Genomic DNA, 23,336 nt, shown 5'->3' with positions numbered 1-23,336 from the left:
TTATCAGGTATGCTTTTTAGAGGTTTTTTAACAACAACCTCTTATTTGCGGTGTGCTTCCGTTCAGATTTTTACCTTGATGGTCTTGAGGTCTTTGGCATCGCTTGAAGAGCCGACCATCAGTTCGTATTCACCGGGAACGACGCGCATTTCCTGAACGGCCTCGTCCCAGTTCTCGAACAGTTCGCGTGGGAAGTCGATTTCCACGGTCTTGCTCTGGCCGGGAGCGAGATCCACGCGGGTATAGCCGCGGAGGGTCTTGTTGGGGCCTGCCGTGTCAGAGGGGCGGCGCATGTAGACCTGCACTATTTCAGTGCCGCTGACCTTGCCGGTGTTTTTGACGCTGACGGTCACTTTGCCGTTCTTGTATTTCGGCTTCGAGATGTCAAAAGTGGTGTAGCTCAGGCCGTAGCCGAAGGGGTAGAGCGGAGCCTGCCGCATGTAGCGGTAGGTGCGGCCTGCCATCAGATAGTCGTCGAAGGCCGGGAGCTGTGAGTCATCCCTGTAGAAGGTGACTGGGAGCTTTCCGGAGGGATTGTAGTCGCCGAAGAGCACATCGGTCACGGCATATCCGCCCTGTTCGCCGGGATACCATGCCTGAAGAATGGCATCGCAGGTTTCGTTTTCGGGAGTGAGGGCCACTGCGCTGCCGCTGCAGTTGACGAGCACTATTTTCTTGCCTGCTTCGTGGAGGGCCTTGAGGATTTCACGCTGGGGAGCGGGGAGCTCGATCGAGGTGCGGTCACCGTCGTCAAATCCCGGTTCGCGCACTTTGGCTTCTTCTCTTTCATAGGCGGGAGATATGCCGCCTGCGAAGATCACCACGTCGGCATCCTTGGCCTGGGCTACGGCATCAGCCGCTGTCACCTGGCGTGTACGCATGATGTCGAAATTGAGAGTGGCATCGTCTTCAAGCTGCATGTAGTCAACCTCGATGTCATATTTCTGGCCTTTCTTCACCGGGAGTTCACGTTCGCGGAAGCCGAGGGGATCGGTTTTCCAGCGGTTGTGGACGGTGTCGCCGTTGATGATGATGCGGAGGCCGTCATCGTTGTTGTAGATCATGTTGAGGGTCTCGTCGCGGTCGGCCACGAGGGTTCCCTTGATGCGGGTGGTGAAGTTGGTGAGGTTGACTCCGGGGGCGAACACGGTGTTGCCTCCGTTGTCAAGCTGTATGGCTGAGGTATAGACGGTTTCAGCTGCTGGAGTGCCTTCCATTCTGGTGTTGTTCCAGTAAGTGGCCTCCATGCCGCGGCCTTTGGAGCTGGTCATCGATCCGAACACGCTCTCGCGGTCGGTCATCTGAGTGACTGCACATCCGCGCACGTAGGGCAGATCCTGGCCGAGGCGTTCGCGCAGAGCCTCAAGGATGGTCACTGTGTGGCCGGGCTGTCCGTAGTAGATGCCCCACTGCATGGTGGAGTCAGCGGCATTGGGGCCCATGACCATAATTTTGCCAGACTTGGGCGATAGGGGCAGCAGGCCGTTGTTTTTCAGGAGCACCATCTGTTCGCGTCCCATTTTGCGGGCGAGATCGCGGTGGGCTTTTGAGTTGACCACGCTCAGAGGTATCGAGGTCCAGGAGACGAGTGAGTCTGGGTCGAAGTCACCGAGTTCGAAGCGGCCTTTGAGCAGACGCTTTACGCTGACGTCGATGTCAGACTCTTTTATGTCTCCGCGTGACACAGCCTGCGGGAGCCGTTTGTAGACGCTTCCGCATTCCACGTCGGTGCCGCTGAGCACACCCAGGGCCGAGGCGGCGGCAGCGTCTTTCGATACTTCGTGGCGACCTTCGCGGTAGAAGTCGCCGATGGCGCCGCAGTCGCTGACCACGAGGCCGTCGAAGCCCCATTTGTAGCGAAGTATGGAGTTGAGCAAGCGGTCAGATCCGCAGCAGGGAGCGCCTTCGAAACGCTGGTAGGCACACATGACCTGCTGCACCTTGCCTTCCTGCACGAGCATCTTGAATGCGGGGAGATAGGTTTCCCACAGTTCACGGGCGGGGAGGGTGTTGATGTCGAACTGGTGGCGGGTCTTTTCAGGTCCGCTGTGCACGGCATAGTGCTTGGCGCAGGCGTGGAGTTTCCAGTATTTGTCGCTTCCGTCACCCTGGAGTCCGCGAACCACTCTGAGGCCCATCCGGCCGTTCATGTATGGGTCTTCGCCGTAGGTTTCCTGACCGCGTCCCCAGCGGGGGTCACGGAACACGTTGATGTTCGGGGTCCAGAAGGAGAGGCATTTGTATTTCCCGACATTACCTTGCTTGCGGGCGAGGGTGTTTTTGGCGCGGGCTTCGTCACTGACGGCGGTGAACACCTCTTCTATAAGGTCATCGTCAAAAGAAGCGGCCATGCCGATACAAGAGGGGAAAACTGTGGCCAGGCCGTTGCGGCCCACACCGTGTAGAGCCTCGCTCCACCAGTCGAAAGCGGGAATTCCGAGGCGCTCGATGGCCGGTGAGGAGTTCATCATGAGTTTCACTTTCTCTTCGAGAGTGAGTCTCGAACAGAGATCCTCGGCACGCTCGGTCGACGAGAGGGCCGGGTTCTGATAGGGTAGCATCTGGGCGCTTACAGCCGGAGCTGTCATGGCGAGCAAGGCGGCAGATACTATCGCGTGGGTAAGTTTCATGGATCTATGAATGGTTTAATTTGATTGGATTGGCGATGCAGGAGCCTGGGAAGCCTTATTGTAAAGAAAACCATATCCCGCGGGCTATCGACTTTTGTCATAGCCGATTGGTTTTATGCAAAGATACGATTAAAACTTCTTAAATCCAAATGCCCTGGCGGGGGGCTGTTTGGCAGTTAGGCGGATTCTTACTACTTTTGTGCTGAAATCAATATCCGTTTATCACAACCTCTAAAACCAATGAAAAAGTTAAAGCTAATGCTTGCCGGGGCTGTAATGTCGGTTTTTGCAGCCGAAGCTGTGGCTTCGATGCCCGCCGCGCCTGCGCCCGAAAAGCCCAAACACTATTCGGAATGGATGACACGCTCTGAGATGAAGCGTCAGCCGAAAAGTTATCTCCTGGACTTCTCCAACCGCCCGAAATGGAGCTATGTCATGGGTATCGAACTGGAGTCTATGCTCGACACCTATCTGCGCTACGGCGGTGACGACATCAAGGCTTATTGTATAGAATACACAGATACGATGATCTCTCCTGCCGGTGAGATACGCCGCTACAATCTGAAGGACTACAATCTCGACAATGTCCGCACAGGCCACTTCGTGACCCGCATGTATGAGCACTTCCCCGAAGCCAAGAATCTCCGGGCCATGAACACTCTCATGCTCCAGCTCAACGACCAGCCCAGAACCAAAGAGGGTGTCTACTGGCACAAGGCCATCTACGCCTATCAGGTGTGGCTCGACGGCATTTTCATGGGCCTTCCCTATCGTGTGCTGACCGCGTCAATGATCTATGCGCCCGAACAGGCTCTCCCGATCTACGACGATGCTGTCGATCAGGTCAAGAAGACCTATGAGCGCACTCTCGACCCTGCCACCGGTCTCAACCGCCATGCCTGGGACGAAAACCGCGACATGTTCTGGAGCGACAACGAAACCGGCCTTTCGCAGCACTGCTGGGCGCGCGCCCAGGGCTGGTACACTATGGCTCTCGTGGAACTTCTCGATGCTCTGCCTGATGACTATGCGCGCCGCGGCGAGGTGATCGAGCTGCTGACCAAGACATTTGACAATGTGATCAAATGGCAGGACAAGAAGACCGATGTGTGGTATCAGGTGATGGATTCACCTACCCGCAAGGGCAACTATCTTGAATCAACCGCGTCTTCCATGTTCGCCTACTCTCTGCTGAAAGCCGCCCGTAAGGGTTGGGTAGGCCAGAGCTACCGTGACGCCGGCATCAAGGCCTATCGCGGAATTCTTAAGGAATTCATCAAGGAAAATCCTGACGGAACCATCTCGCTCACCGACTGCTGCGCTGTGGCAGGCCTCGGTCCGGGCATGAGCCCCTCGGTTAAAGCCGCCGCTCCCAAGGTGAAGGAAAACACCCGCCGCGACGGTTCTTATGACTATTATCTCAGCGAGCCTGTCCGCGACAACGATGCCAAGGGCATCGGCCCGTTCATCTGGGCTTCGCTTGAAATGGAACAGCTTGGCTACGACACAAGCATGAAGAAAAAATAATAGAATTCGTATTTTTTTCACAATCATCGGCTGCTGCCTGCCAGGGATCGTCCTGGCGGGCAGCAGTTTTTTTGTGCGCTTTTGCGGGCCATGCGCCGCAGGGCCATCTCGCGGAGGCGGCGCTGACGGCGGTTGAGCTTTACGGTGATGGGGGCTTCTTCGGTTTCTGCCTCCTCTTCTGGTTCATCGGTGCGGATTGTAGAAAGCGCCTCGGCCGGAGTGGCGGCCACAGCCGCTTCTTTGCGCCTGCGGCTGCGCTGACGGGCTTTGGCCGAGCGGGCTATGGCTTTCTCGATCTCGGCTTTAAGCAGCATGACGGTCAGAAGTTGCCGCCCCTCAAGCCGGCGTCCGGGCGCTTTTCCGTCTCTCAGATATTCGTAGATGTAGGCTTTGACCTGATAGGTCTCTTCCTGGGTGGCTCTTACGGCCTTCATGGAGCTGTCGATGCGGGCCATTATCCCGTCATAGAAGTTTTGCGATACGCTCAGATTCTGTTTTTTCTGTCTTTTCATAACCGTATGGATGTGATGTGTGTTTGCAGTGATTTTTCACTGCAAATATACGGTTGTGCGGCGATGGTTTTAGTGCGATAATGCGGGACGGCCTGTGAATTTTCTGATTTCTTCCCTCACTTTACCGCCGAGAAGCAGCAGAGTGATCATTGTCGGGAAGGCCATGAGCGCGTAGAACAGGTCGCAGAATCCTATGGCCACTCCGAGCGGCATGACAGCGAAGACCACGAGTGTCAGGATGAAAAACCAGGTGTAGAAGCGCGCACGGCGTTCGCCGAAGAGATAGGCCGCGCAGCGGTTGCCGTAGAAACTGTAGCTGAACATTGACGACAGCGAGAAGCAGAGCACTATGCCCATCAGCAGGTACTCGCCGGCGGGAATGGCGGCGGCGAAGGCTTTCATGGCCACGTCGAGGCCCTTGATTCCTTCCACTGCCTGCAGATCGCCGCAAAGCAGCAGGGCGAGGGCGGTGAGGGTGCAGACAAGGCCTGAGTCAATGGCCGGACCAAGCATGGCGATGAGGCCTTCACGCGCTGGCTCGCTGTTGGCCGAGGCTCCGTGCATGATGGTGGCCGTGCCGACACCCGCGTCGTTGACAAGTGCGGCTCTGCGGGCGCCTATGATGGCTATGCCGGCCAGAGCGCCCCAGCCTGCGCGCAGGTTGAAGGCTTCGGCGAAGATTGATCTGAAGGCTGCGGGGACTTCGGCGGAATGAGTGATGATTATGTAGAGCACAAGGAGGAAATAAAGCCCTACCATGAAGGGTACGAGCCAGCTGGCCACTCCGGCTATGCGGCGTATGCCGCCTACCACTACCGATGACACAATCAGGGCTATGGCTATTCCGACCATGAGGCGGAAGGCTGCTTCGTGGCCCCAGCCGAGAGCCGAGGCGAGAGAGCCTACAGCCGGACTGTTTTCAAGCCATTCGGGAGTGGTGAAGGTGCTGACCACGGCTTCGGTCAGCTGGTTGGCGTTCATGATGCAGAGCGTGCCGAGCATTCCGGCCACGGCAAAAGTCAGCGCCATCCAGTGCCATCGCGGGCCGAGGGCTCGGTCTATGATATACATTGTGCCGCCTGATGTGCGTCCGTCAGGGCCGGCGGTCTTGTAGCGTGTGGTGAGGACTCCTTCATGGAATTTGGTCGACATTCCCACCAGGGCGCTGACCCACATCCAGAAAATGGCACCCGGCCCGCCCATCACAAGAGCAATGGCCACACCGGCTATGTTGCCCATGCCCACGGTTGCCGCTACCACAGATGTCAGAGCCTGGACCGATGAGATCTGCCGTCCGGATTCGCGCGACTGCTTGCCGCGCAGTTCACTGAACGCCGCAGGGAGCAATCGCAGCGACACCATGCCTGAACGCAGGAAGAGGTAGAAGCCGCCGCCGATGAGCAGGATGAACAGCGGATAGCCGCAGAGGAAGTCGGCGAGAGCCGTCACAGATTCGCCTACCATCGTCCGCCTGCGCCTCCGCCGCCTGTCATGCCACCGCCGAACGATCCGCCGCTGAAGCCGCCGCCACCGCCTCCGCGGAGTGAGCTGCCGAGAATGCTCCCGGCCACTATGGCGGCTGTTGGATCGGCTTTCCTGGGGATGCGGAAGCGTTTCTGATGCTGGTTTCCGCAGTTTTTGCAGATGTAGATGTCTACGCCCTCGCCTTCTTGGGAGACGGTGGGCTGACGCAGGGTGCGGCGGTCGACGAGCGACATGGCGCGTGCTCCGCAGCGCTCACAGATGCTGTAGTTGTTCTGACGGTTGATGTAGGGCAGTATCTCGGTCTGGTGGCACTTGGGGCAGTGCCACACGTCATAGTCGATCGAGTTGATGCGCTCCTCGGTGTCTTGCGCCGGGGTGAGATAGTCGTTGTCATGCTCTTCGTCGATCAGCTCCATGCGGGTGCCGCAGTGGGGGCAGTCACGTCTGTGGCGGCGCACACGTTTCATCTTGAAGACGAGGAGCAGGAAGGCAGGCAGTGCCATGCCGAGGGTGAGAAAGAGGCCGAACAGGGTGGGGGTGCGGTACTGGTCGAGTGCACGGTAGCGCTGCACGTCGTCGAGACGGCGGGTCGATGCGATGGCGTAGACCACCATCACCAGGAGCACCAGGGCCACTGCGCCTGCAAACGAGAGATACATGCTGAAGAGCTCGCTGCCGCTGAGGTCATTCTCGAACTCACGGCGCGAGTCATTGGCATATTTCGATTTCAGTTCTTCGGCAAGCTCCGGGTTGCGGATTATCTCTGCGATGCTGCTGACTCCTGCCGCGGTGCCTTCGTCATAACGGCCTTCGCGGTAGAGGGGAAACATGACGTTGCGGATGATGCGTCCGGCTATTATGTCGGGGAGGGCTCCTTCCACTCCGTAGCCGGTGCGGATGATGGCGGCATGGTCGTCGCGCGACAGCAGCACCAGTATGCCGTTGTCTTTGTCTTTCTTGCCGATGCCCCATTTTTCGAACAGTTTTGTGGCGAATTCCTCAGGAGTCATCGAGGCGTCTACGCGGTCCACGGCCACAACGGCCAGTTCGACAGAGGTGTCGGTCCACAGCGATCCGATTTCGGCATCAAGACTGCGGACTGCGGCGTCGGAGAGGACACCGGAGGGGTTGGAGACGTAGCGAGAGCGGTCGGCTACATGCACGTTGGGCACCTCGTCGACGGTGATGGCTTTCGCTGTCACCGAGCAGAGGAGGAGCAGCAGGGCAAGGCCCAGGCGCAGGGCGGAGGGGTGGTGGTTTCTGGTCATCATCAGTTGTTGATTTTAAGACTCATGCCCTTCAGACGGCTGTAGAGGTCGAGGGCATATACATCGGTCATGCCTGAGATGTGGTCAAGTACAGCCTGGAGTTTGCCGTAGAGCCCCGGTGAGTCTACTTCATATTGCTCCGGCACTTTAGCCAGAAGCAGGCGCGAGTAGTTCAGGTCGGGGTTGCAGACGGCTTTGACAAGTTCGTGGATAAGGAATGATATGATGCGTGTGCCGGCAAGCTCGATGTCGACCACATCGCCGGCGCAGTAGATCTTTTTCCAGGAAAGAGCCTCGCAGTCGCGGTAGGCCCGGTGTTCGGGATCGGGAATGTGGTCGAGCAGCGAGCCTCGGAACTGTCCGCGGAGTATCTCTTCCTCGTGGCTGAGGAAGGCCTCGGCGCAGCGGTTGACGAGCGCTCCGATGATGCACGAACGCAGATAGGCTATCTTCTCGTTCGGATCGTCGACGCTTTCCATGACGCGCGTTATGTGGGCGCGGCGGGCTTCGTCGAAATATCCCAGGAAGAGGGGAATGACCTCTTCGGTTGAGAGTATCTTCAGTTTGTGGGCGTCTTCGATGTCCATGATCTCATAGCAGATATCGTCAGCGGCCTCCACTATGTAGACCAGCGGATGGCGGGCGAAGCGCACGGTTCCTGAGGGTTCCTTGTGGCGGATCATGCCCAGTTCTTCGGCCACTTTTATGAAATCGTCCTGCTCGGATGAGAAGAATCCGAATTTGCCGTGTGAGCCTGCTAGCGAGGAGTCGAATGGATATTTCGCTATCGAGGCGAGGGTGGAGTAGGTCATGGCGAATCCGCCGGGACGGCGTCCGTTGAAGCGGTGGGTGAGAAGACGGAAGGCGTTGGCGTTGCCTTCGAAGTTGGTCAGGTCGGTCCACTGGAGGTCTGTGAGGCGGTCGCGGAAACAGCGGCCTTCGCCTTCGCTGAAATAAGTCGAGATGGCTTTTTCGCCTGAGTGGCCGAAGGGTGGATTGCCGAGGTCATGGGCGAGGCAGGCGGCGCTGACTATCTCGCCGATGGAGTAGAGCTTGCCGACCCACGGTTCAGAGGAGTATTTTTGCCGAAGTCCGGCGGCTATCTCGGCGGCCATCGAACGGCCTACGCTGGCCACCTCTATGCTGTGGGTCAGGCGGTTGTGGACGAAGATGCTGCCCGGAAGCGGAAACACCTGGGTTTTGTTCTGCAGACGTCTGAACGGCGAGGAAAAGACCAGCCTGTCAAAGTCGCGCTGGAAGTCACTGCGCGAGCCGGTTTTCGGGTCGTGGAAGTGTTCGAGCCCGAAGCGTTTGTCGTTGATGAGTCTGTCCCATGACATCTGTTCCATAATCGAGTTTTTGAAGATGGTTTGTATTTGCGAAGATACGCAATATTTGTGAGTGAGTCTGATAACAAATGTTAAGAAACGCTCTCTGAAGCCGGATAGACTGAAAAAGGAATGGCTGGAAAATCGGACAGGGCTGATGCGCACCGCGCATCAGCCCTGTCAGTCAGAGTATTTTTTTGTTCGGCGCGGATGCTGATTATTCAGCCTTGCCGTTTGAGCCGAGCACTGCAACAATTTTGTGCTTGTAGAGCTTCTCCATTTCGTCGCGGGCCGGACCGAGGTATTTGCGGGGGTCGAATTCAGCGGGCTTGGTGGCCATCACCTTGCGCACGGCGGCGGTCATTGCCAGACGACTGTCAGAGTCGATGTTGATCTTGCAGACAGCGCTCTTGGCGGCCTTGCGGAGTTCTTCTTCGGGGATACCGATGGCGTCGGGGAGCTTGCCGCCGTATTCGTTGATTTCGTCAACGTATTCCTGGGGAACAGAGCTTGAGCCGTGGAGCACGATGGGGAATCCGGGGAGTTTTTCCATAACGGCATCGAGTACGTCGAATGCCAGCGGCGGGGGAACGAGACGGCCGTTGGCGTCGCGGGTGCACTGTTCGGGCTTGAACTTGTAAGCGCCGTGAGAGGTGCCGATTGAGATTGCGAGTGAGTCAACACCGGTGCGGGTTGCGAAGTCGATAACTTCTTCAGGGTCGGTGTAGGTGTGGTGGTCGGATGACACTTCGTCCTCAACGCCTGCAAGCACGCCGAGTTCGCCTTCTACAGTCACGTCATACTGGTGGGCGTAGTCGCATACTTTCTTTGTGAGGGCAACGTTTTCTTCATAGGGAAGGTGTGATCCGTCGATCATCACTGACGAGAAGCCGTGTTCGATGCAGTCCTTGCAGAGCTCGAAGCTGTCACCGTGGTCGAGGTGAAGCACGATCTGGGGATTTTCCCAGCCGAGGCTCTTTGCATATTCAACAGCACCCTGGGCCATGAAGCGGAGCAGGATGGGGTTGGCATAATTGCGTGCACCTTTGGAAACCTGAAGGATTACGGGTGATTTTTCTTCAGCCGCAGCCTTGATGATGGCCTGGAGCTGCTCCATGTTATTGAAGTTGAATGCGGGGATCGCATAACCACCCTTGATGGCCTTTGCAAACATTTCTTTGGTGTTTACGAGACCTAATTCCTTATAACTTGTCATTTTAGTTAAGAGGTTTATTGATTAATAATAGTAATTAGAATTGTACTGGCTACAAAGTTAACAAAAAAATCCCGGTCTTGATCATGATTCGGGCAAAAAAGTAAGCTGAATTTGCCGGATGGACGCTGAAAAAGTGTTGCTTTCGGCTAAACGTCCGTCAATGAGGCTGTTTTGGTTCGGCGGGGTCAGCGGCGGTCGTGGAAGCGGTAGCCGAGGCCTATCATTAGATTGTTGGGGTTGCGGAAACTGTTGAGCTGATAGCCGATGTGGAGGAAGAGGTGCTGCCAGACGTTGACTTTCAGGGCGAGGACCTGATAGAAGTTGCGGCTGTCGCTGTTGCCGATGATGTTGTAGCCCATGCCGGCGTTGATAGAGAAGATGGGCATCACGAGCTCGCCGCGGGCCGAGAGTCCGGCCGAAACCTGGTGGAAAAAGCCGGGGCGGCGGAATTTGATGTTGTCGCCGTAGGTGCCTTCGACGTAATATTTTCCAAGTCCGGAACTTTCGTCATACTGTATGTCGGCTGAGATTCCGGCACGCAGAAAGCGGTTGAAGTTATACATCGGGGCGAAATTCAGCCCTGCTATGCCGAAGCGTCCGGGCAGAAGCTGGGGGGCGGAGTTGATATGGAGCATACGCTTGCGGGCGGCGCCGTAGATGACCAGGTCGTAGCTGAAGTGGGGTTTGACCGGTTCGGTGCCAGTCATGTCCGAGAGGGTGGCCTGGGTGGCGCGGCTGTCAAAGGTGTAGATCAGTCCGGCGCGGCCGCCTATGGAGTTGACTCCGGGGTTGGGCCATGAGGTGTTGCCGTTTGACCAGTGGGTCATGTCGATGCCGGCGGCAAGCGCGAGCCGTGATGTCAGGCGGTAGCGCAGCATGAAGCCTACGTTGATGTAGGCGTTGGTCTTCGAGCCGACTATCAGGTTGACGGGTGTGTGGTCTTCGTCATATTTTTTCCAGCCGAATGACGCTCCGAAGTTCCATTCGTAGTCGAAGGTGAGCCGCGGGGTCAGCCTGAAGATCGGTGCGCCCTGAAACACGTAGATGCCCAGGGGCGTTCCTACGCGCCGGTTTTCGAAAAACGATGTCATTGACAGGCCTATGCCTTGGTATGCACCCGGATAGAGCCGGCCGGTGCGGGTTGAGTGGGAGTAGCTGAACGAGTATTTCAGGTGGGCCGACATGGCCGAGCGGAGCTCTTTCTGGTCATCGCCGTAATAGCCGGCGTCACGCAGGGCTGAGGTGGAGGAGCCTACATATGCCCCGCACATGTCGAAGCCAAGATGGCTGACTATTGACGAGGTGCTGTCAGCCGCTGCGGGGGTGGCTGCTGAGACGGGTGAGAGTGCCGTGCCGGTCAGGACCGCGGCGGCTATGGCGCGGAGCTTTGTGGAGATCGCCCCGGTCAGTGATGTCCGGTTGGTGTTATTCATCGAGGGGTGATATTTTCCAGTTGAATGTATAGAAGAATGGCTGGATGACGGTTACCGTTGTCGGCAGATCGTGGCTTCGGCCTGAGATGGGGTTGCTTATGCGGAGCGATCCTTTGGCCGTCATTATGATTCTCGATATAGTCATATTGCTTATAGCGGCTGACATGGGCGGTATCTCCACCGGATAGACTGCCGAGAAACTCAGACCGTTGACCGAGGCGCTGTCGAGTGGTTTGATATAGGAGAGCTCTTCGGAGTAGCGTACTTTCTCGCCGTTGAATTTTCCGGTGACCATCTCGGTTTCAGCTGTCTGGATATAGGTCGGTATCTCCACCAGCGGAAATTCCGAATCGGTGTCGATGTCGAAGTTGCGGAGCGACGGGGTTTCGAATCTGACATATATCTGGCAGATGTTCTCCACGCAGTATGACTGGGTGATGGTATTGGGTCCGCGGTTGTTGATGGTGATACGATTGCTGGTGGTGGTGCGGAAGTCATTCGAGATGTCTGGTTCGTAGGTCAGGGCGGTGATGATGTAGTGGCCTTCTTCCTCCTCGCGCATGATGGTGAAGCTGACATATTCGGTCTTGTAGGAGTATTCGAGTTTTATGCGCCCGCTGACGTTTTCGCCGGAGATGTTTTTAAGAGAGCTGATTTTGATCTTTCCGAGCTTTTCCTGCACGAATTCCACCGTCAGATCGTTGCTGACGGCCTCGACTCTGCTGATGAAAGGCAGGCTTGAGCTGACGTCCATCAGATAGAGGCGGGTATAGTCGTTGTAGGTCTGGGTGTAGCCGTATTCGTTATAGGTTGTCCAGTCATAACTGAAACGGTCAAGCTGGAGCTGAATGCTGCGCAGATAATCGGTGGCGAATGTGACCTCTTTCCCTTCGCCGATGGCGATTTCAAAATCGGAGGATGAGGGAGGGGTATCGTCAATGAAAATATCGTTGTTGCAACCTGTCAGCAGCAACAGGGCGAAGAGCAGAAAGGATAGTTTTAAGCAGTATGTGTGCATGAAAAGAAATGTGAACCGCAAATATAGCGAAGATTTTTGGAATACAAATGGCATTTGTTTGTGAATTAATTAAAAAAAGCAATTTGAGAACAGACCGCACGGGTGCTGTTGTTGATGAGGCTGTCAGCTGACGGCCGCAGGAGAGTGCTTCCGGGTGGTTTAACTTATTTTAAGTCTACGGATGTGAATCTTTCAAAATTCAATTTGTAATTTTGTCCCAAATTCGATTTTTGCAAAATACAATATCTCTGCTGCAGGAACCAATGTTGATACCATGATTCAAGCGCCTATGGTTCTGCTTGGAAACTATTGAATTTTATCAGACATTCATTATTTACATCAATACAAAAACCATGAAACCCCTGAAACTGATTTTCGGGCTTGGACTTCTGGCAATGGCCGTGACGGCTCAGGCTGACTCGAAGGTGACCACCGTCATCAACGGGCAGACAATTGCCAAAGATCTCACAAAGCTCACGTTTAATGACAAGATGGTTACTCTGACGTTCAGTGACAACACCAGCGAGACTGCTGAAATGGGCCTCGTAGCCGTGACTCTCGACCACAGCGGCGAGTCAGGCATCAAGGAAATCCTCGCTGATCCCAAAAAGCAGAAGGGCGTCTACAACCTCAAAGGCCAGTATCTTGGCGAAAAACCTGATGGCCTCTCACAAGGAATCTACATTGTCAACGGTCAAAAAGTCTACGTCAAATGAAACATCTCTACTCTTTGCGCGGACTTCTGACCGCCGTAATAGCTTTATTTGCCCTTGTGCCGGCAATGAATGCCGAAACCTTGCTTTGCAGTTATGCGAACGGGTCGATGACCAACATCTCGATTTCAGGCACTACTGTTTCAAAATCAGTTAAGTATGCATCTAACACGACAAGCGTCACTTGTCTGCAGCTTGCAAACGGCTACACTACAGAGAACGTCTATAATGGAAACGCGATCAATCTTATCTGCTCTGATGGATTCAAGGCCGGAGATGTCGTGACTATCCAAGGTTTTATAAACAATAAGGATGCCTCGAAACGCGGCGCTGTCAAACTTATTTCTTTGGGAGAGGGAAATAAAATAGTCGAACTTAACGCGTTCCCCGATTTCATCAACGGTTACAGCTCTCCTGACACTCCTGAGAAACTGACCTACACTCTCGTAGAGGATCAGCCGAATCTCTCGCTTGTGCGTGACGGCAATACAGGCACTAACCTTATGTTCATCTCGGTTGTCCGCGATCCCGGAACCGGCGGCGAGAATCCTGAGCCGGGCCCCACTCCTTCAGGTGACCATTCGGTGGGTATGAACACTCTGAACAATCAGATGCTCCTGCAGCTCGGAAGCGGTGATGTCAAGTATTACAATACCGCCGATCTTGCAGAGGTGAACATCGACAAGGCCACCGGAACAGTGAGCGTGACTCCTCTCGCCGGCGACTGGAACGATGAGTTCAAGCAGAATGTAACCGCCATCAGATTCGCCAAGGCTCCCGAAACCGGAGCTGACGCGGAAATCAGCAACAAGGGTGTCAACATCACCGAGGCTAAAGGTTGGCTGGAGTCGGTCTATGCCAAGTGGGTGCCGCTTGAAGACGCGTCTACCTACCGTGTATATATTAAAGGTGGCAAGTATAGCGACTATACCCGCATAGACCGCGAGCTGGTGCGCAACTATGGCTCTTACGGTCGTGTCGACATGGTTGGGCTTCCTGCCGGGGTCTATTCGCTGAAGGTTGTGCCCGTGATCGGCGGAGCGGAAGACGAGAGTATGGCCAGCGAGGCCAAGGAAATGGCCGTCAAGGCTTATGACCGCAGCGGTTTCGCTCATTTCAACAACAGTGGTGTCGGTGCCTACAAGGACAATGGCGAGCTGAAAGATGATGCTCGTGTGATCTATGTCACCGCAGAGACTGCCAAGACTGTGAAGTGTCTGGTAAAGCAGAGCGACAAAGACGGCGAGGGCACTGAGTTCACCGGACTCCAGGCCATTATCAATGCTTATCAGAAGGGTGTGGAGACCCGTCCGCTCGCTGTCCGTCTGATCGGAACAATCCGTGACTCCGATATGGACGCATTAGGCAGCTCTGCAGAGGGTCTGCAGATAAAGGGCAAGAACAATACCATCCCAATGAATATCACCATCGAAGGTATCGGTGATGACGCAACCACCTGGGGCTTCGGCTTCCTGCTCAGAAATACGGTCTCTGTTGAGCTGAGAAACTTCGCAAACATGCTCTGCATGGATGATTGTATCTCGATCGACACTGACAACAAGTATTGCTGGGTCCATCACCTTGATCTGTTCTATGGCAACGCCGGCGGCGATTCAGACCAGGCGAAAGGCGATGGCACGGTAGACATCAAAAATGATTCGCAGTATATCACAGTGGCCTACAACCGTTTTCATGACAGCGGCAAGAGCTCGCTCTGCGGCATGAAGTCGGAGTCAGGCCCGAACTATATCGACTATCACCACAACTGGTTTGACCACAGCGATTCGCGCCATCCGCGTGTGCGCACTATGACAGTGCATGTCTGGAACAACTATTATGACGGCTGTTCGAAATACGGAGTGGGTGCCACGACCTCATCGAGTGTGTTTGTTGAGCGTAATTTCTTCCGCCACTCTCTTGCTCCGATGATGAGCTCGCGTCAGGGCACCGATGCAAAGGGCGATGGCACTTTCTCAGGCGAAAACGGCGGCATCATCAAGAGCTTCGGAAATCTCTATGCCGAAAAGGGCACGGCCGATAAATATAATGTGATCACTCACGCCATGAGTGCTACGGATTTTGACTGCTACGAGGCATCGAGCCGTGACGAAAAAGTGCCTTCGACATTCAAGGCGCTTGTAGGCGGTGGCACCTATGACAACTTCGACACAAATCCGGCTCTGATGTATGACTACACTCCGCTTGAGGCGTCAGAAGTGCCGGCTGTGGTGACCGGTTTCTACGGCGCAGGCCGTCTCAACCACGGCGATTTTGTCTGGGATCTCAACTACAGCGGTGCCGATACAGACTATAGTGTGAACACTCAACTCAAAGCAGCTCTCGAAAGCTACAAGAGCACGCTCGTAGGCATTTTCGAGTAAGGCGTAAAAGACCGGATTGCCGGAATCAAAAAGAGAGTCCAACTTCCTGAAAAGCAGAAGTTGGACTCTCTGTTGTAATAAGTGATTTTTGTAATTAAGAGCGGAGAGAGGAGGAGTGGAGGGATGATTATTTGCGTACGCAGCGGATGGAGTGGCCGAATGTGTAGGCATGGCAGTCATCCGGGCCGCTGACCGCTACATTTTTGGCGGTGCCATTAACGCGGAGGGTGCTGAGACCTTCGACTCGGAGCCAGCTGGTGGAAACGGTAGAGCCCCAGAAATATGTGTCGGAATACAGGCCGGTGATGTCTCCGTTGGCATAGGTGCCGGTTGCGACGGCATCAAATCCGGTGATGTTGTTTCCGGTCATGCCTTCTGACCACATTCCGAAGTCGGAGGCCTTGAAGTTGGCAGCGGCAAGACCGCCGGCGGTGCGCAGTTTTGTGAGTTGCTCGGTCGATGGTACTTCCCAGCCTTCCGGGGCGATGCCTTTTTCGCTGGTCACGCAGTAGCCGTTATACATGTAGCCTGCAACCTGGAGCCAGTCATAGTCGGTGCTTGCGAGGTAGGCTCCGGTTGTGTTGGCTTTCCAGGCGGCGTTTTCGCCTGAGGAGATGGAGGCTATTGAAGAGCCGTCGCGGAAGCAGGTGGCGCGGAGATTTTCAGCCATCCAGTATTGGGTTCCGATCTTTACGATCTTGTATGTGTTGCGGTCAAAGAGGCCTCGGTTGTCGGTAATGACATCAGGCTGAAGAGTGGCTGCGGTTGTCTCGCCGCTGTAAGAAGAGATGATGTTTCCGTCGGCTACATAGACGGTGGAAAGAGCATTGCCTTCCTCGCCTACGGTGGCGGTGTTTGCGTCAAGATCCCAGACCACAGAGGCTCCGGTTGAGGTGAGGCCTTTGGTGAGATCGGCGCGTCCGTCGGCTCCCATCGGGTAGATCACCACTACCTGTCTGTTGATGGAGCGGATGTATTCCTTGGCTACTTCGGCCACCTGTTTACCATCGGCCATGACTTTCTGTACCCATCCGGTAGAGAAGTCGGTGGGGATTTCTACTGCCACTGCCTGGGTGGTTTCCTTGGATTCATCGAATGTCATGCTGTCGATTTCATCGACGCGATACTGGACTTTGTCGCCGTTTTTGAGATTGATGCTGAGTGTGTAGGCCGGGGTTTGGGCGAAAGCCGATGCGGCGCAAAGAAGAAGGGAGGGAAGCAGATATTTTTTCATGTCTGTGATGTTTCAGTGATTGGTGGTGATTAACGGGTGAATTTGATGGTTTTGCCGTTGGCTTTTACAATGTAGATGCCCGGCGCCATAGGATTGAAGTCGATGCTGATGTTTTCAAATCCGGTGTGGCGCGCCACGGCGACCCCTTTGAGGTTGTAGACGGCTACCGAGAGGGGGACGCCTGCGGGGGCTGAGACGGAGAGAATGCCTCCGCTGATGCCGAGGGTAATGTCGTCACGGAGCGAGGTTTCGATATGGTCGGCCGCGCTTGCTTCAAGGTCAAAGGCAAGGTTGTCAATCGCTCCTAACTGATAGTCGAGATCGCCTTTGGTTGTGGCGATTTTCATTTTGTCGCCGTTGAAGGTGATACGGCTGACATCCGCGATGCTGATGGCGGTCTGTTTGCTGTCGGTTCCTGTTACAACCAGCTTGTCGTCAGCTCCAGCTTGGGCTGTAACAGCTAATGCTCCGGTCACGGCAATAGCAAATTGCAAGTAATGTAATTTCATCAATTATGATTTTAGTTAAAAATGGGTAGTTCCAAGCAAGAGATGAGGGAAAGGACAGTAAAATTTTGATTAAGCTCCTTCTGATTTTATACGATAAATCTGAGATTGCATTTTGTGAATATTCTGGCGGTAAAATTAACGATTGTTGATTAAATATGCAAATATGTGTTACAAAATGTGTGTTTTATGGGGATGTCGCTTTAAAATTGTTATTTTGGTGGCGATTCCGGGCTGTCCGCCAAATTGTGAAAAAGGCCGTTCAGAATTCTGCTGAGATTTCTGAACGGCCTGTAAGTTTTGGGTCGCCGGGCTATTGCCGAGCGCCTTTTATGGATGATGCTTTCCTGAAGTGATTACCATGCGAACATGGGGTAGGGCTGCATCGTGGCGTTGACTTTAGCGCGGACGGCTGCGATGTTTTCGGGGCTTTCGGGGTTGCGGAGCACGGTGTCGATCATCTCGGCGATTTCCAGCATGAGGGGTTCCTTGGCGCCGCGGGTTGTAATGGCGGGGGTGCCGAGGCGGATGCCTGAGGTCTGGAAGGGGCTGCGAGAGTCGAAGGGAACCATGTTTTTGTTGGCGGTGATGTCGGCGAGCACGAGGGCTTTTTCGGCTACCTTGCCTGTGAGTTCGGGGAATTTGCTGCGGAGGTCTACGAGGATGCAGTGGTTGTCGGTGCCGCCGGAGACGATGTCATAGCCCATTTCGATGAGTGCGCCTGCGAGGGTGGCGGCGTTTTTCTGCACCTGGAGCTGATATTCGCGGAATTCGGGGGAGAGGGCTTCGCCGAAAGCGACTGCCTTGGCTGCGATGACGTGTTCGAGCGGACCGCCCTGCACTCCGGGGAATACGGCTGAGTCGAGCAGCTGCGACATCATCTTTACTACGCCCTTGGGAGTGGTTTTTCCCCAGGGGTTTTCAAAGTCCTGACCCATCATGATGACGCCGCCACGGGGACCGCGGAGGGTCTTGTGGGTTGTGGTGGTCACGATGTGGGCGTATTTCACGGGGTTGTCGAGAAGACCTGCGGCGATGAGGCCTGAGGGGTGGGCCATGTCGACCATGAAGATAGCTCCGATTTCATCGGCGAGACGGCGCATGCGGGCGTAGTCCCATTCGCGGCTATAGGCGCTTGCGCCGCCTACGATGAGGCGCGGACGTTCGCGACGGGCCACTTCTTCCATCTGCTCGTAGTCAATGCGTCCGGTTTCGCGGTCAACGTTGTATTCAAGAGCCTGATATACGAGGCCTGAGAAGTTGACTGGGCTACCGTGGCTGAGGTGACCGCCGTGGCTGAGATTGAGGCCGAGGAATTTGTCGCCTAGGTTGAGGCAGGCCATGAAGACAGCCATGTTGGCCTGTGCGCCTGAGTGGGGCTGTACATTGGCCCACTGAGCTCCGAAGAGTTCTTTGAGGCGTTCGATGGCGATGCTTTCGGATTCGTCGACCACTTCGCAGCCTCCGTAGTAGCGGTGGCCGGGATAGCCTTCGGCATACTTGTTGGTGAGACACGAGCCCATTGCGCGCATCACCTGGTCACTGACGAAGTTTTCGGAAGCGATGAGTTCGATTCCTTTTTTCTGGCGCTGGTGCTCGCGCTCAATGATGTCGAAGATTACTTTGTCTTCTTTCATACCTTAAATAAAATATAGGGGGTGAGTTTTGGATCGGTTGAGGGTTAGGGGTTATTTTTTCTTTACGCTCCAGCCGAAGCGGCCTATTTCAGGACCTTGCTCGAAATAGTGGCCGTGGGAGTAGTTGAGGAGTCCGGCCGATGCGAGGTCAAAGGCTCCGGTGGCGGGGTCGATGAGGTTTTCTTCGGCGAGGACGTTGATGACGTCGGCTATGAACATGTCATGGCTTCCGAGTTTTACTATCTCTTTGACGCGGCATTCGATGGAGAGGGGCGATTCGGCTATGGAGGGGCAGCTGACTTTTTGGCCGGCGACGGGAGTGAGCCCGGTTTCCTTCCATTTGTCGTAGTCGCTTCCTGAGCGGACTCCTGCCCAGTCGGTGGCGCGGGCCATTGCGGTTGTGGTCAGGTTGATGGTGAATTCCATCTGTTCTTTGATCATGGCGTAGGAGTGGCGTTCGGGGCGCACTGAGATGTAGCACATCGGCGGGTTGGTGCAGATGGTGCCTGTCCAGGCTACGGTGAGCATGTTGCTGCGTTCTTCCGTGCCGCATGTCACCAATACGGCCGGAAGGGGGTAGATCATTGTGCCGGGTTTCCAGGATGTTTTCATCGGGGGCGTGGCTGCGGGGGGATGGATCAGATTATTTTTGCGTCGATGCTTTTTACAACCTGCGAGCAGTAGTGGCAGCTGATTGTCACGTCGTCGCGGTTGATTACGTGGAAGCGTGTGCGCATCGGTTCGTTGTTTGTGATGCATTTGGGGTTGCCGCACTTGACGATGCCTACAATGGTGTCAGGGAGTGAGACGGGGAATTTTTCCACTACTTCATAGTCGCGGATGATGTTGACTACCGCCGATGGTGCTATCAGCGCTATGCGGTTGAGGGTCGATTCGGGGAAGAATACGTCGGCGGCCTTGATGATGCCTTTGGTGCCGAGTTTCTTGCTGTCGAGGTTGTAGCCAATGGTCACTGCGCCGGTGAGGTTTTCGATTCCGAGGATTCTGACGGCTTTGAAGAGGGAGGCCGAGGGGATATGGTCGATCACGGTGCCGTTGCGCAGGGCGGCTACTGCGAGTTCTTGTTTTGAGACGGTCATGGGTGATGGTTGTTTTATTTCGAGTGTGGTGTTAGAGGGGTGGAGTGAGGGGAGAGGTGGTGAGATGCGCCGGCGCGGGTCAGGCTTCGATGCCGAGTGCGCGGCAGATTATGGCCTGGCGGGCGTAGAGGCCGTTGCGGGCCTGCTCGAAATAATATGCGTGGGGGTTGTCGTCGACATCCTGTGCTATCTCGTTGACGCGGGGCAGTGGGTGGAGTATGCGCATGTTGGGGCGGGCGTCTGTCAGCATGGCGCTGTTGAGATTGTAGAGGTCTTTGACGCGCTCATATTCCATGATGTCGGCGAATCGTTCGCGCTGCACACGGGTCATGTAGATGATGTCGCTTGTGTTGATTACTTCCGGTGAGAAGTCGCGGTGTTCGGTGTAGCGGATTCCGTTTTCGTCGCAGAAGATCTTGTATTCTTTCGGCATTCCGAGTTCCTCGCATGCCACGAAGCGGAAGGTGGGGTTGAAATATCTCATCGCCATCAGCAGAGAGTGGACTGTGCGGCCGTATTTGAGGTCGCCGACGAGGGTGATGGTGAGATTTTCGAGGGTTCCCTGTGTCTTGTAGATCGAGTAGAGGTCGAGCATTGTCTGGGAGGGGTGCTGGTTTGCTCCGTCGCCGGCGTTGATTACCGGGATGTCAGTGACTTCGGAGGCGTAGCGGGCGGCACCTTCGAGATAGTGGCGCATGATGATGATGTCCACATAGTTGCTGACCATCTTGATAGTGTCTTTGAGGGTCTCGCCTTTTGATGAGCTTGTGGTGTTGGCGTCGGAGAAGCCTATCACACGGCCTCCGAGACGGTTGACAGCGGTTTCGAAACTCAGGCGAGTGCGTGTTGACGGTTCGAAGAACAGGGTTGCGACTACGCGCCCTTCAAGCAGACGCCGGTTTGGATTCTCTTCAAAGCGACGGGCCGAGTCGAGAAGCGACATGATTTCATCGCGGCCTATATCGCTGATTGAAACAAGACTTTTGCTATTCATTGCAGTGAAATGTGAGTTCACTGCAAATTTATAGAATTTTCGTCTAATCCGACGGATAAAACGGCGGGAATTTTCAGATTAATTTTTATCCGTGGCTTCGGAGTCGGAGAGCTGGCGGCGCATTTCGCGGATGATTGTCATCGATTTGCGGTTGATGAAGAAGCCGATGGTGGCTCCGATGACTCCTCCTGCAAGGCAGCCGTAGAACATCAGGTGGCCGTAGAGCGATGAGAATGTGAAACACATGTAGAGCAGCAGCGGGAAGGCGAGTGTCATGGCTATGGCTTTGAGCCGTACTCTCGATGTCTCGATGGCGCAGACGGCGGCGAGGGCTTCGCGGACCGACATGATCGAGAAGTTGAGGCGGCGCACACGGAGGTAGTTGCGAAGGTGTAACGAGCCTATGAATATGAAGAAGCATATGGCGAGGATGGCCAGAGTCGGGGTGGCCGCGAAGTATGGAACCATGATCAGTACACCCATCAGGCAGAGCATGGTCAGTGCGAAGCTGATGGAGGCGAGACGATCGCGCAGAGTGGAGACACGGCCGGCTCTGACGCGCGACATCAGTTCGGCTGTCTCCGGCACGCCGCCGTAGCCGGGAGGGAAGCTGATGGAGTTCCAGTTGCTTTTCAAATCGTCGATATTCATGATGGGTTGTGCTTTGGGGTCTTTGGTAAATTCAGGTCGGGGGGGAGGTGGTGGATGGTGTCAGCGGTTGCTTTGGCGGGCCAGCCGCGATTTGATGCGGTGGAGCCGGGTGGCCACGTTGTTGCGGGTGAATCCGGTCACTTCTGCGATCTCGTCGTAGGAGCGTTCGTCGAGCCACATTAATATAATGGCTTTGTCAAGTTTGTCGAGGCCTGAAATCAGGCTGTACATCTCTCGCAGCTGTTCGGCTCTGGCGCTGCCGTCGTCGGCTGCGAGGTCGGCAGCGAAATCGAGAGAGGTCATTGAGGTGGCGTGGGTGTTGTGGCGGCGGAAAAATGTCACGCAGGTGTTGATGGCCGTGCGGTAGAGCCAGGTTGATATCGCCGCCTCGCCACGGAAGGAGTCGAGGCCCACCCAGATGTTTGCGAGAACTTCCTGATAGAGGTCCTGGAAGTGGTCGCGGTCGGTGGCATACATGTAACAGACCTTGCATATAAGCTGACGGCTGTCATTGACAACCTTCATGAACCGGGATTCTTTTTCGCTCTGTCGCATGTGATGCTGCTGATGGGGTTTACTGGGGGGAAGTGGGTGATGGTTTTCTTCATTAGACGCGAATTCGGCAGAAAAGTTACAGCGGATTGAAACTTTTTCGGTAATTTTGCGTCTAACGAAGAAAAAAATATCAGAAAGCTATAAAAGAATATACCAGTTATCACAACATGGACATCCTACAGGTAGAAAACGTCAGCAAAAGCTATTCGTCACACCGTGCGCTTGACAATGTCTCGCTCAGCGTTCCCGAAGGTCAGGTCTACGGACTGCTGGGCCCCAACGGCGCGGGCAAGACCACTCTCATCCGCATCATCAACCATATCACCGCTCCTGACAGCGGCCGTGTGCTTCTCGACGGCCATCAGCTGACCGAGGCCGATGTTTGTCACATAGGCTATCTGCCCGAAGAGCGCGGTCTCTATAAGAAAATGAAGGTGGGAGAGCAGGCTCTGTTTTTCGCTCGCCTGAAGGGGCTTCCGAAGCATGAGGCCACGAGGAGCCTGCGCGAGTGGTTTGAGCGCTTCGATATTCTCGACTGGTGGGACAAGAAGGTCGAGGAGCTGTCAAAGGGTATGGCACAGAAGATACAGTTCATAATCACGGTGCTACACCGGCCTAAGCTACTGATTTTCGACGAGCCTTTTTCCGGTTTCGACCCCATCAATGCCGAGTTGCTTAAAAACGAGATACTCAGGCTCAAGGAAGAGGGTGCCACGGTGATTTTCTCGACCCACAACATGGCTTCGGTCGAGGAGATCTGTGACAATATCACTCTGATCAACAAGAGCCGCAACATACTGAGCGGAAATGTGGAAGAGATCCGTCGGAAGTATTTCGGCAACCGTTATGATCTTCTTTACGAGGGCGATGACCGCAGCCTGATGGAGGCTCTGCAGTCTGTGGGCAATGAGTTTGAAGTCACGGCGGCCGATCAGCTGCAGGGACGGCGCAGACTGACATTCCATCTGAAAGAAGGCGTCGGGTTGCGCGATGCGATAGCGATAGCCAATGACTCTGTGAGGCTTGCCGGCATAAGCGAGAGCATAGCCTCGATGAACGATATATTCATCAGAGCTGTCAGAGAAGACGAAAGCTGCCGATAGGAATCAGCGGGTAAATTTTACGATTAATAAACAAACGGAGAAAAC

The 23,336-nt window shown here is 55.0% G+C and carries 20 protein-coding genes; 4 read left to right on the top strand and 16 right to left on the bottom strand.

Translation table 11 applies throughout. From position 1 onward, the window contains the following. Positions 1-62 precede the first annotated feature (62 nt). Positions 63-2,630, bottom strand: a complete 2,568-nt coding sequence (gene xyl3A, locus FDZ78_RS02285; protein ID WP_123399034.1) for a xylan 1,4-beta-xylosidase — start codon at positions 2,628-2,630, stop codon at positions 63-65. Between the two features lie 240 nt (positions 2,631-2,870). Here xyl3A and FDZ78_RS02280 point away from each other — a divergent pair, with 240 nt between their 5' ends. Beyond that, a complete protein-coding gene (locus tag FDZ78_RS02280; protein ID WP_123399032.1) occupies positions 2,871-4,157 on the top strand; it encodes a glycoside hydrolase family 105 protein in 1,287 nt (428 codons plus the stop codon). A 23-nt stretch (positions 4,158-4,180) separates the two neighbouring features. Here FDZ78_RS02280 and FDZ78_RS02275 read toward each other — a convergent pair whose 3' ends face one another. The 7 genes from FDZ78_RS02275 to FDZ78_RS02245 all read right to left on the bottom strand — a co-directional run bounded on the left by FDZ78_RS02275 (position 4,181) and on the right by FDZ78_RS02245 (position 12,417). After that, positions 4,181-4,669, bottom strand: coding sequence for a hypothetical protein (locus FDZ78_RS02275; protein WP_124076139.1), 489 nt, complete (start codon positions 4,667-4,669; stop codon positions 4,181-4,183). Between the two features lie 69 nt (positions 4,670-4,738). After that, positions 4,739-6,133: a sodium:alanine symporter family protein gene (locus FDZ78_RS02270; protein WP_123399030.1), complete on the bottom strand. Its 1,395-nt coding sequence runs from the start codon at positions 6,131-6,133 to the stop codon at positions 4,739-4,741. Next, positions 6,127-7,425, bottom strand: coding sequence for a YgcG family protein (locus tag FDZ78_RS02265; protein WP_123399028.1), 1,299 nt, complete (start codon positions 7,423-7,425; stop codon positions 6,127-6,129). The genes FDZ78_RS02270 and FDZ78_RS02265 overlap by 7 nt, the downstream gene beginning before the upstream one ends. Next, positions 7,425-8,762, bottom strand: coding sequence for a dGTP triphosphohydrolase (gene dgt / locus FDZ78_RS02260; RefSeq protein WP_136409204.1), 1,338 nt, complete (start codon positions 8,760-8,762; stop codon positions 7,425-7,427). The genes FDZ78_RS02265 and dgt overlap by 1 nt, the downstream gene beginning before the upstream one ends. A 205-nt stretch (positions 8,763-8,967) precedes the next feature. Beyond that, positions 8,968-9,966 carry a class II fructose-bisphosphate aldolase gene (locus tag FDZ78_RS02255; protein ID WP_107031317.1) on the bottom strand — a complete coding sequence of 333 codons (999 nt, stop codon included), beginning with the start codon at positions 9,964-9,966 and terminating at the stop codon, positions 8,968-8,970. Positions 9,967-10,151: 185 nt separating this feature from the next. After that, positions 10,152-11,399, bottom strand: a complete 1,248-nt coding sequence (locus FDZ78_RS02250) for an acyloxyacyl hydrolase (protein WP_123399026.1) — start codon at positions 11,397-11,399, stop codon at positions 10,152-10,154. Then, on the bottom strand, positions 11,392-12,417 hold the full coding sequence (locus tag FDZ78_RS02245; protein ID WP_136409006.1) for a hypothetical protein: 1,026 nt from the start codon (positions 12,415-12,417) through the stop codon (positions 11,392-11,394). The genes FDZ78_RS02250 and FDZ78_RS02245 overlap by 8 nt, the downstream gene beginning before the upstream one ends. Before the next feature lie 353 nt (positions 12,418-12,770). Between FDZ78_RS02245 and FDZ78_RS02240 the strand changes: the two genes are divergently transcribed. Together FDZ78_RS02240 and FDZ78_RS02235 are read left to right on the top strand one after the other, a co-directional pair. Beyond that, positions 12,771-13,133, top strand: a complete 363-nt coding sequence (locus FDZ78_RS02240; protein ID WP_124076020.1) for a subtilase — start codon at positions 12,771-12,773, stop codon at positions 13,131-13,133. Next, entirely contained in the window at positions 13,130-15,511 is a 2,382-nt protein-coding gene (locus FDZ78_RS02235) for a pectate lyase (protein ID WP_240740318.1), read from the top strand. Before FDZ78_RS02240 ends, FDZ78_RS02235 begins: the two co-directional genes overlap by 4 nt. Before the next feature lie 127 nt (positions 15,512-15,638). Here the strand turns inward: FDZ78_RS02235 and FDZ78_RS02230 are convergent, their stop codons facing one another. The 8 genes from FDZ78_RS02230 to FDZ78_RS02195 form a co-directional block, all read right to left on the bottom strand. Beyond that, entirely contained in the window at positions 15,639-16,745 is a 1,107-nt protein-coding gene (locus tag FDZ78_RS02230) for a fibrobacter succinogenes major paralogous domain-containing protein (RefSeq protein WP_124076019.1), read from the bottom strand. A 29-nt stretch (positions 16,746-16,774) separates the two neighbouring features. After that, a complete protein-coding gene (locus FDZ78_RS02225) occupies positions 16,775-17,254 on the bottom strand; it encodes a T9SS type A sorting domain-containing protein (RefSeq protein WP_123399021.1) in 480 nt (159 codons plus the stop codon). 353 nt (positions 17,255-17,607) lie between these two features. Further along, positions 17,608-18,888, bottom strand: a complete 1,281-nt coding sequence (gene glyA, locus FDZ78_RS02220; protein WP_123399019.1) for a serine hydroxymethyltransferase — start codon at positions 18,886-18,888, stop codon at positions 17,608-17,610. Between the two features lie 51 nt (positions 18,889-18,939). Next, entirely contained in the window at positions 18,940-19,500 is a 561-nt protein-coding gene (locus tag FDZ78_RS02215) for a flavin reductase family protein (protein ID WP_107031325.1), read from the bottom strand. 26 nt (positions 19,501-19,526) lie between these two features. Continuing rightward, positions 19,527-19,988 (bottom strand): aspartate carbamoyltransferase regulatory subunit, encoded by a 462-nt coding sequence (gene pyrI / locus FDZ78_RS02210; protein ID WP_107031326.1) that lies wholly within the window; start codon positions 19,986-19,988, stop codon positions 19,527-19,529. A 79-nt stretch (positions 19,989-20,067) separates the two neighbouring features. Next, positions 20,068-20,982 (bottom strand): aspartate carbamoyltransferase, encoded by a 915-nt coding sequence (gene pyrB / locus FDZ78_RS02205; protein ID WP_123399017.1) that lies wholly within the window; start codon positions 20,980-20,982, stop codon positions 20,068-20,070. A gap of 78 nt (positions 20,983-21,060) precedes the next feature. Then, positions 21,061-21,633: a hypothetical protein gene (locus FDZ78_RS02200; protein ID WP_124076018.1), complete on the bottom strand. Its 573-nt coding sequence runs from the start codon at positions 21,631-21,633 to the stop codon at positions 21,061-21,063. Between the two features lie 60 nt (positions 21,634-21,693). Continuing rightward, a complete protein-coding gene (locus tag FDZ78_RS02195; RefSeq protein WP_124076017.1) occupies positions 21,694-22,188 on the bottom strand; it encodes an RNA polymerase sigma factor in 495 nt (164 codons plus the stop codon). 167 nt (positions 22,189-22,355) lie between these two features. Here FDZ78_RS02195 and FDZ78_RS02190 point away from each other — a divergent pair, with 167 nt between their 5' ends. Then, on the top strand, positions 22,356-23,291 hold the full coding sequence (locus tag FDZ78_RS02190; protein ID WP_107031330.1) for an ABC transporter ATP-binding protein: 936 nt from the start codon (positions 22,356-22,358) through the stop codon (positions 23,289-23,291). Positions 23,292-23,336 lie beyond the last annotated feature (45 nt).

Origin of the sequence: Duncaniella sp. B8 (assembly GCF_005304985.1) — a bacterium.
GTDB classification, from domain to species: Bacteria; Bacteroidota; Bacteroidia; order Bacteroidales; family Muribaculaceae; genus Duncaniella; species Duncaniella muris.
This window is presented reverse-complemented; position numbering and strand designations above follow the sequence as displayed.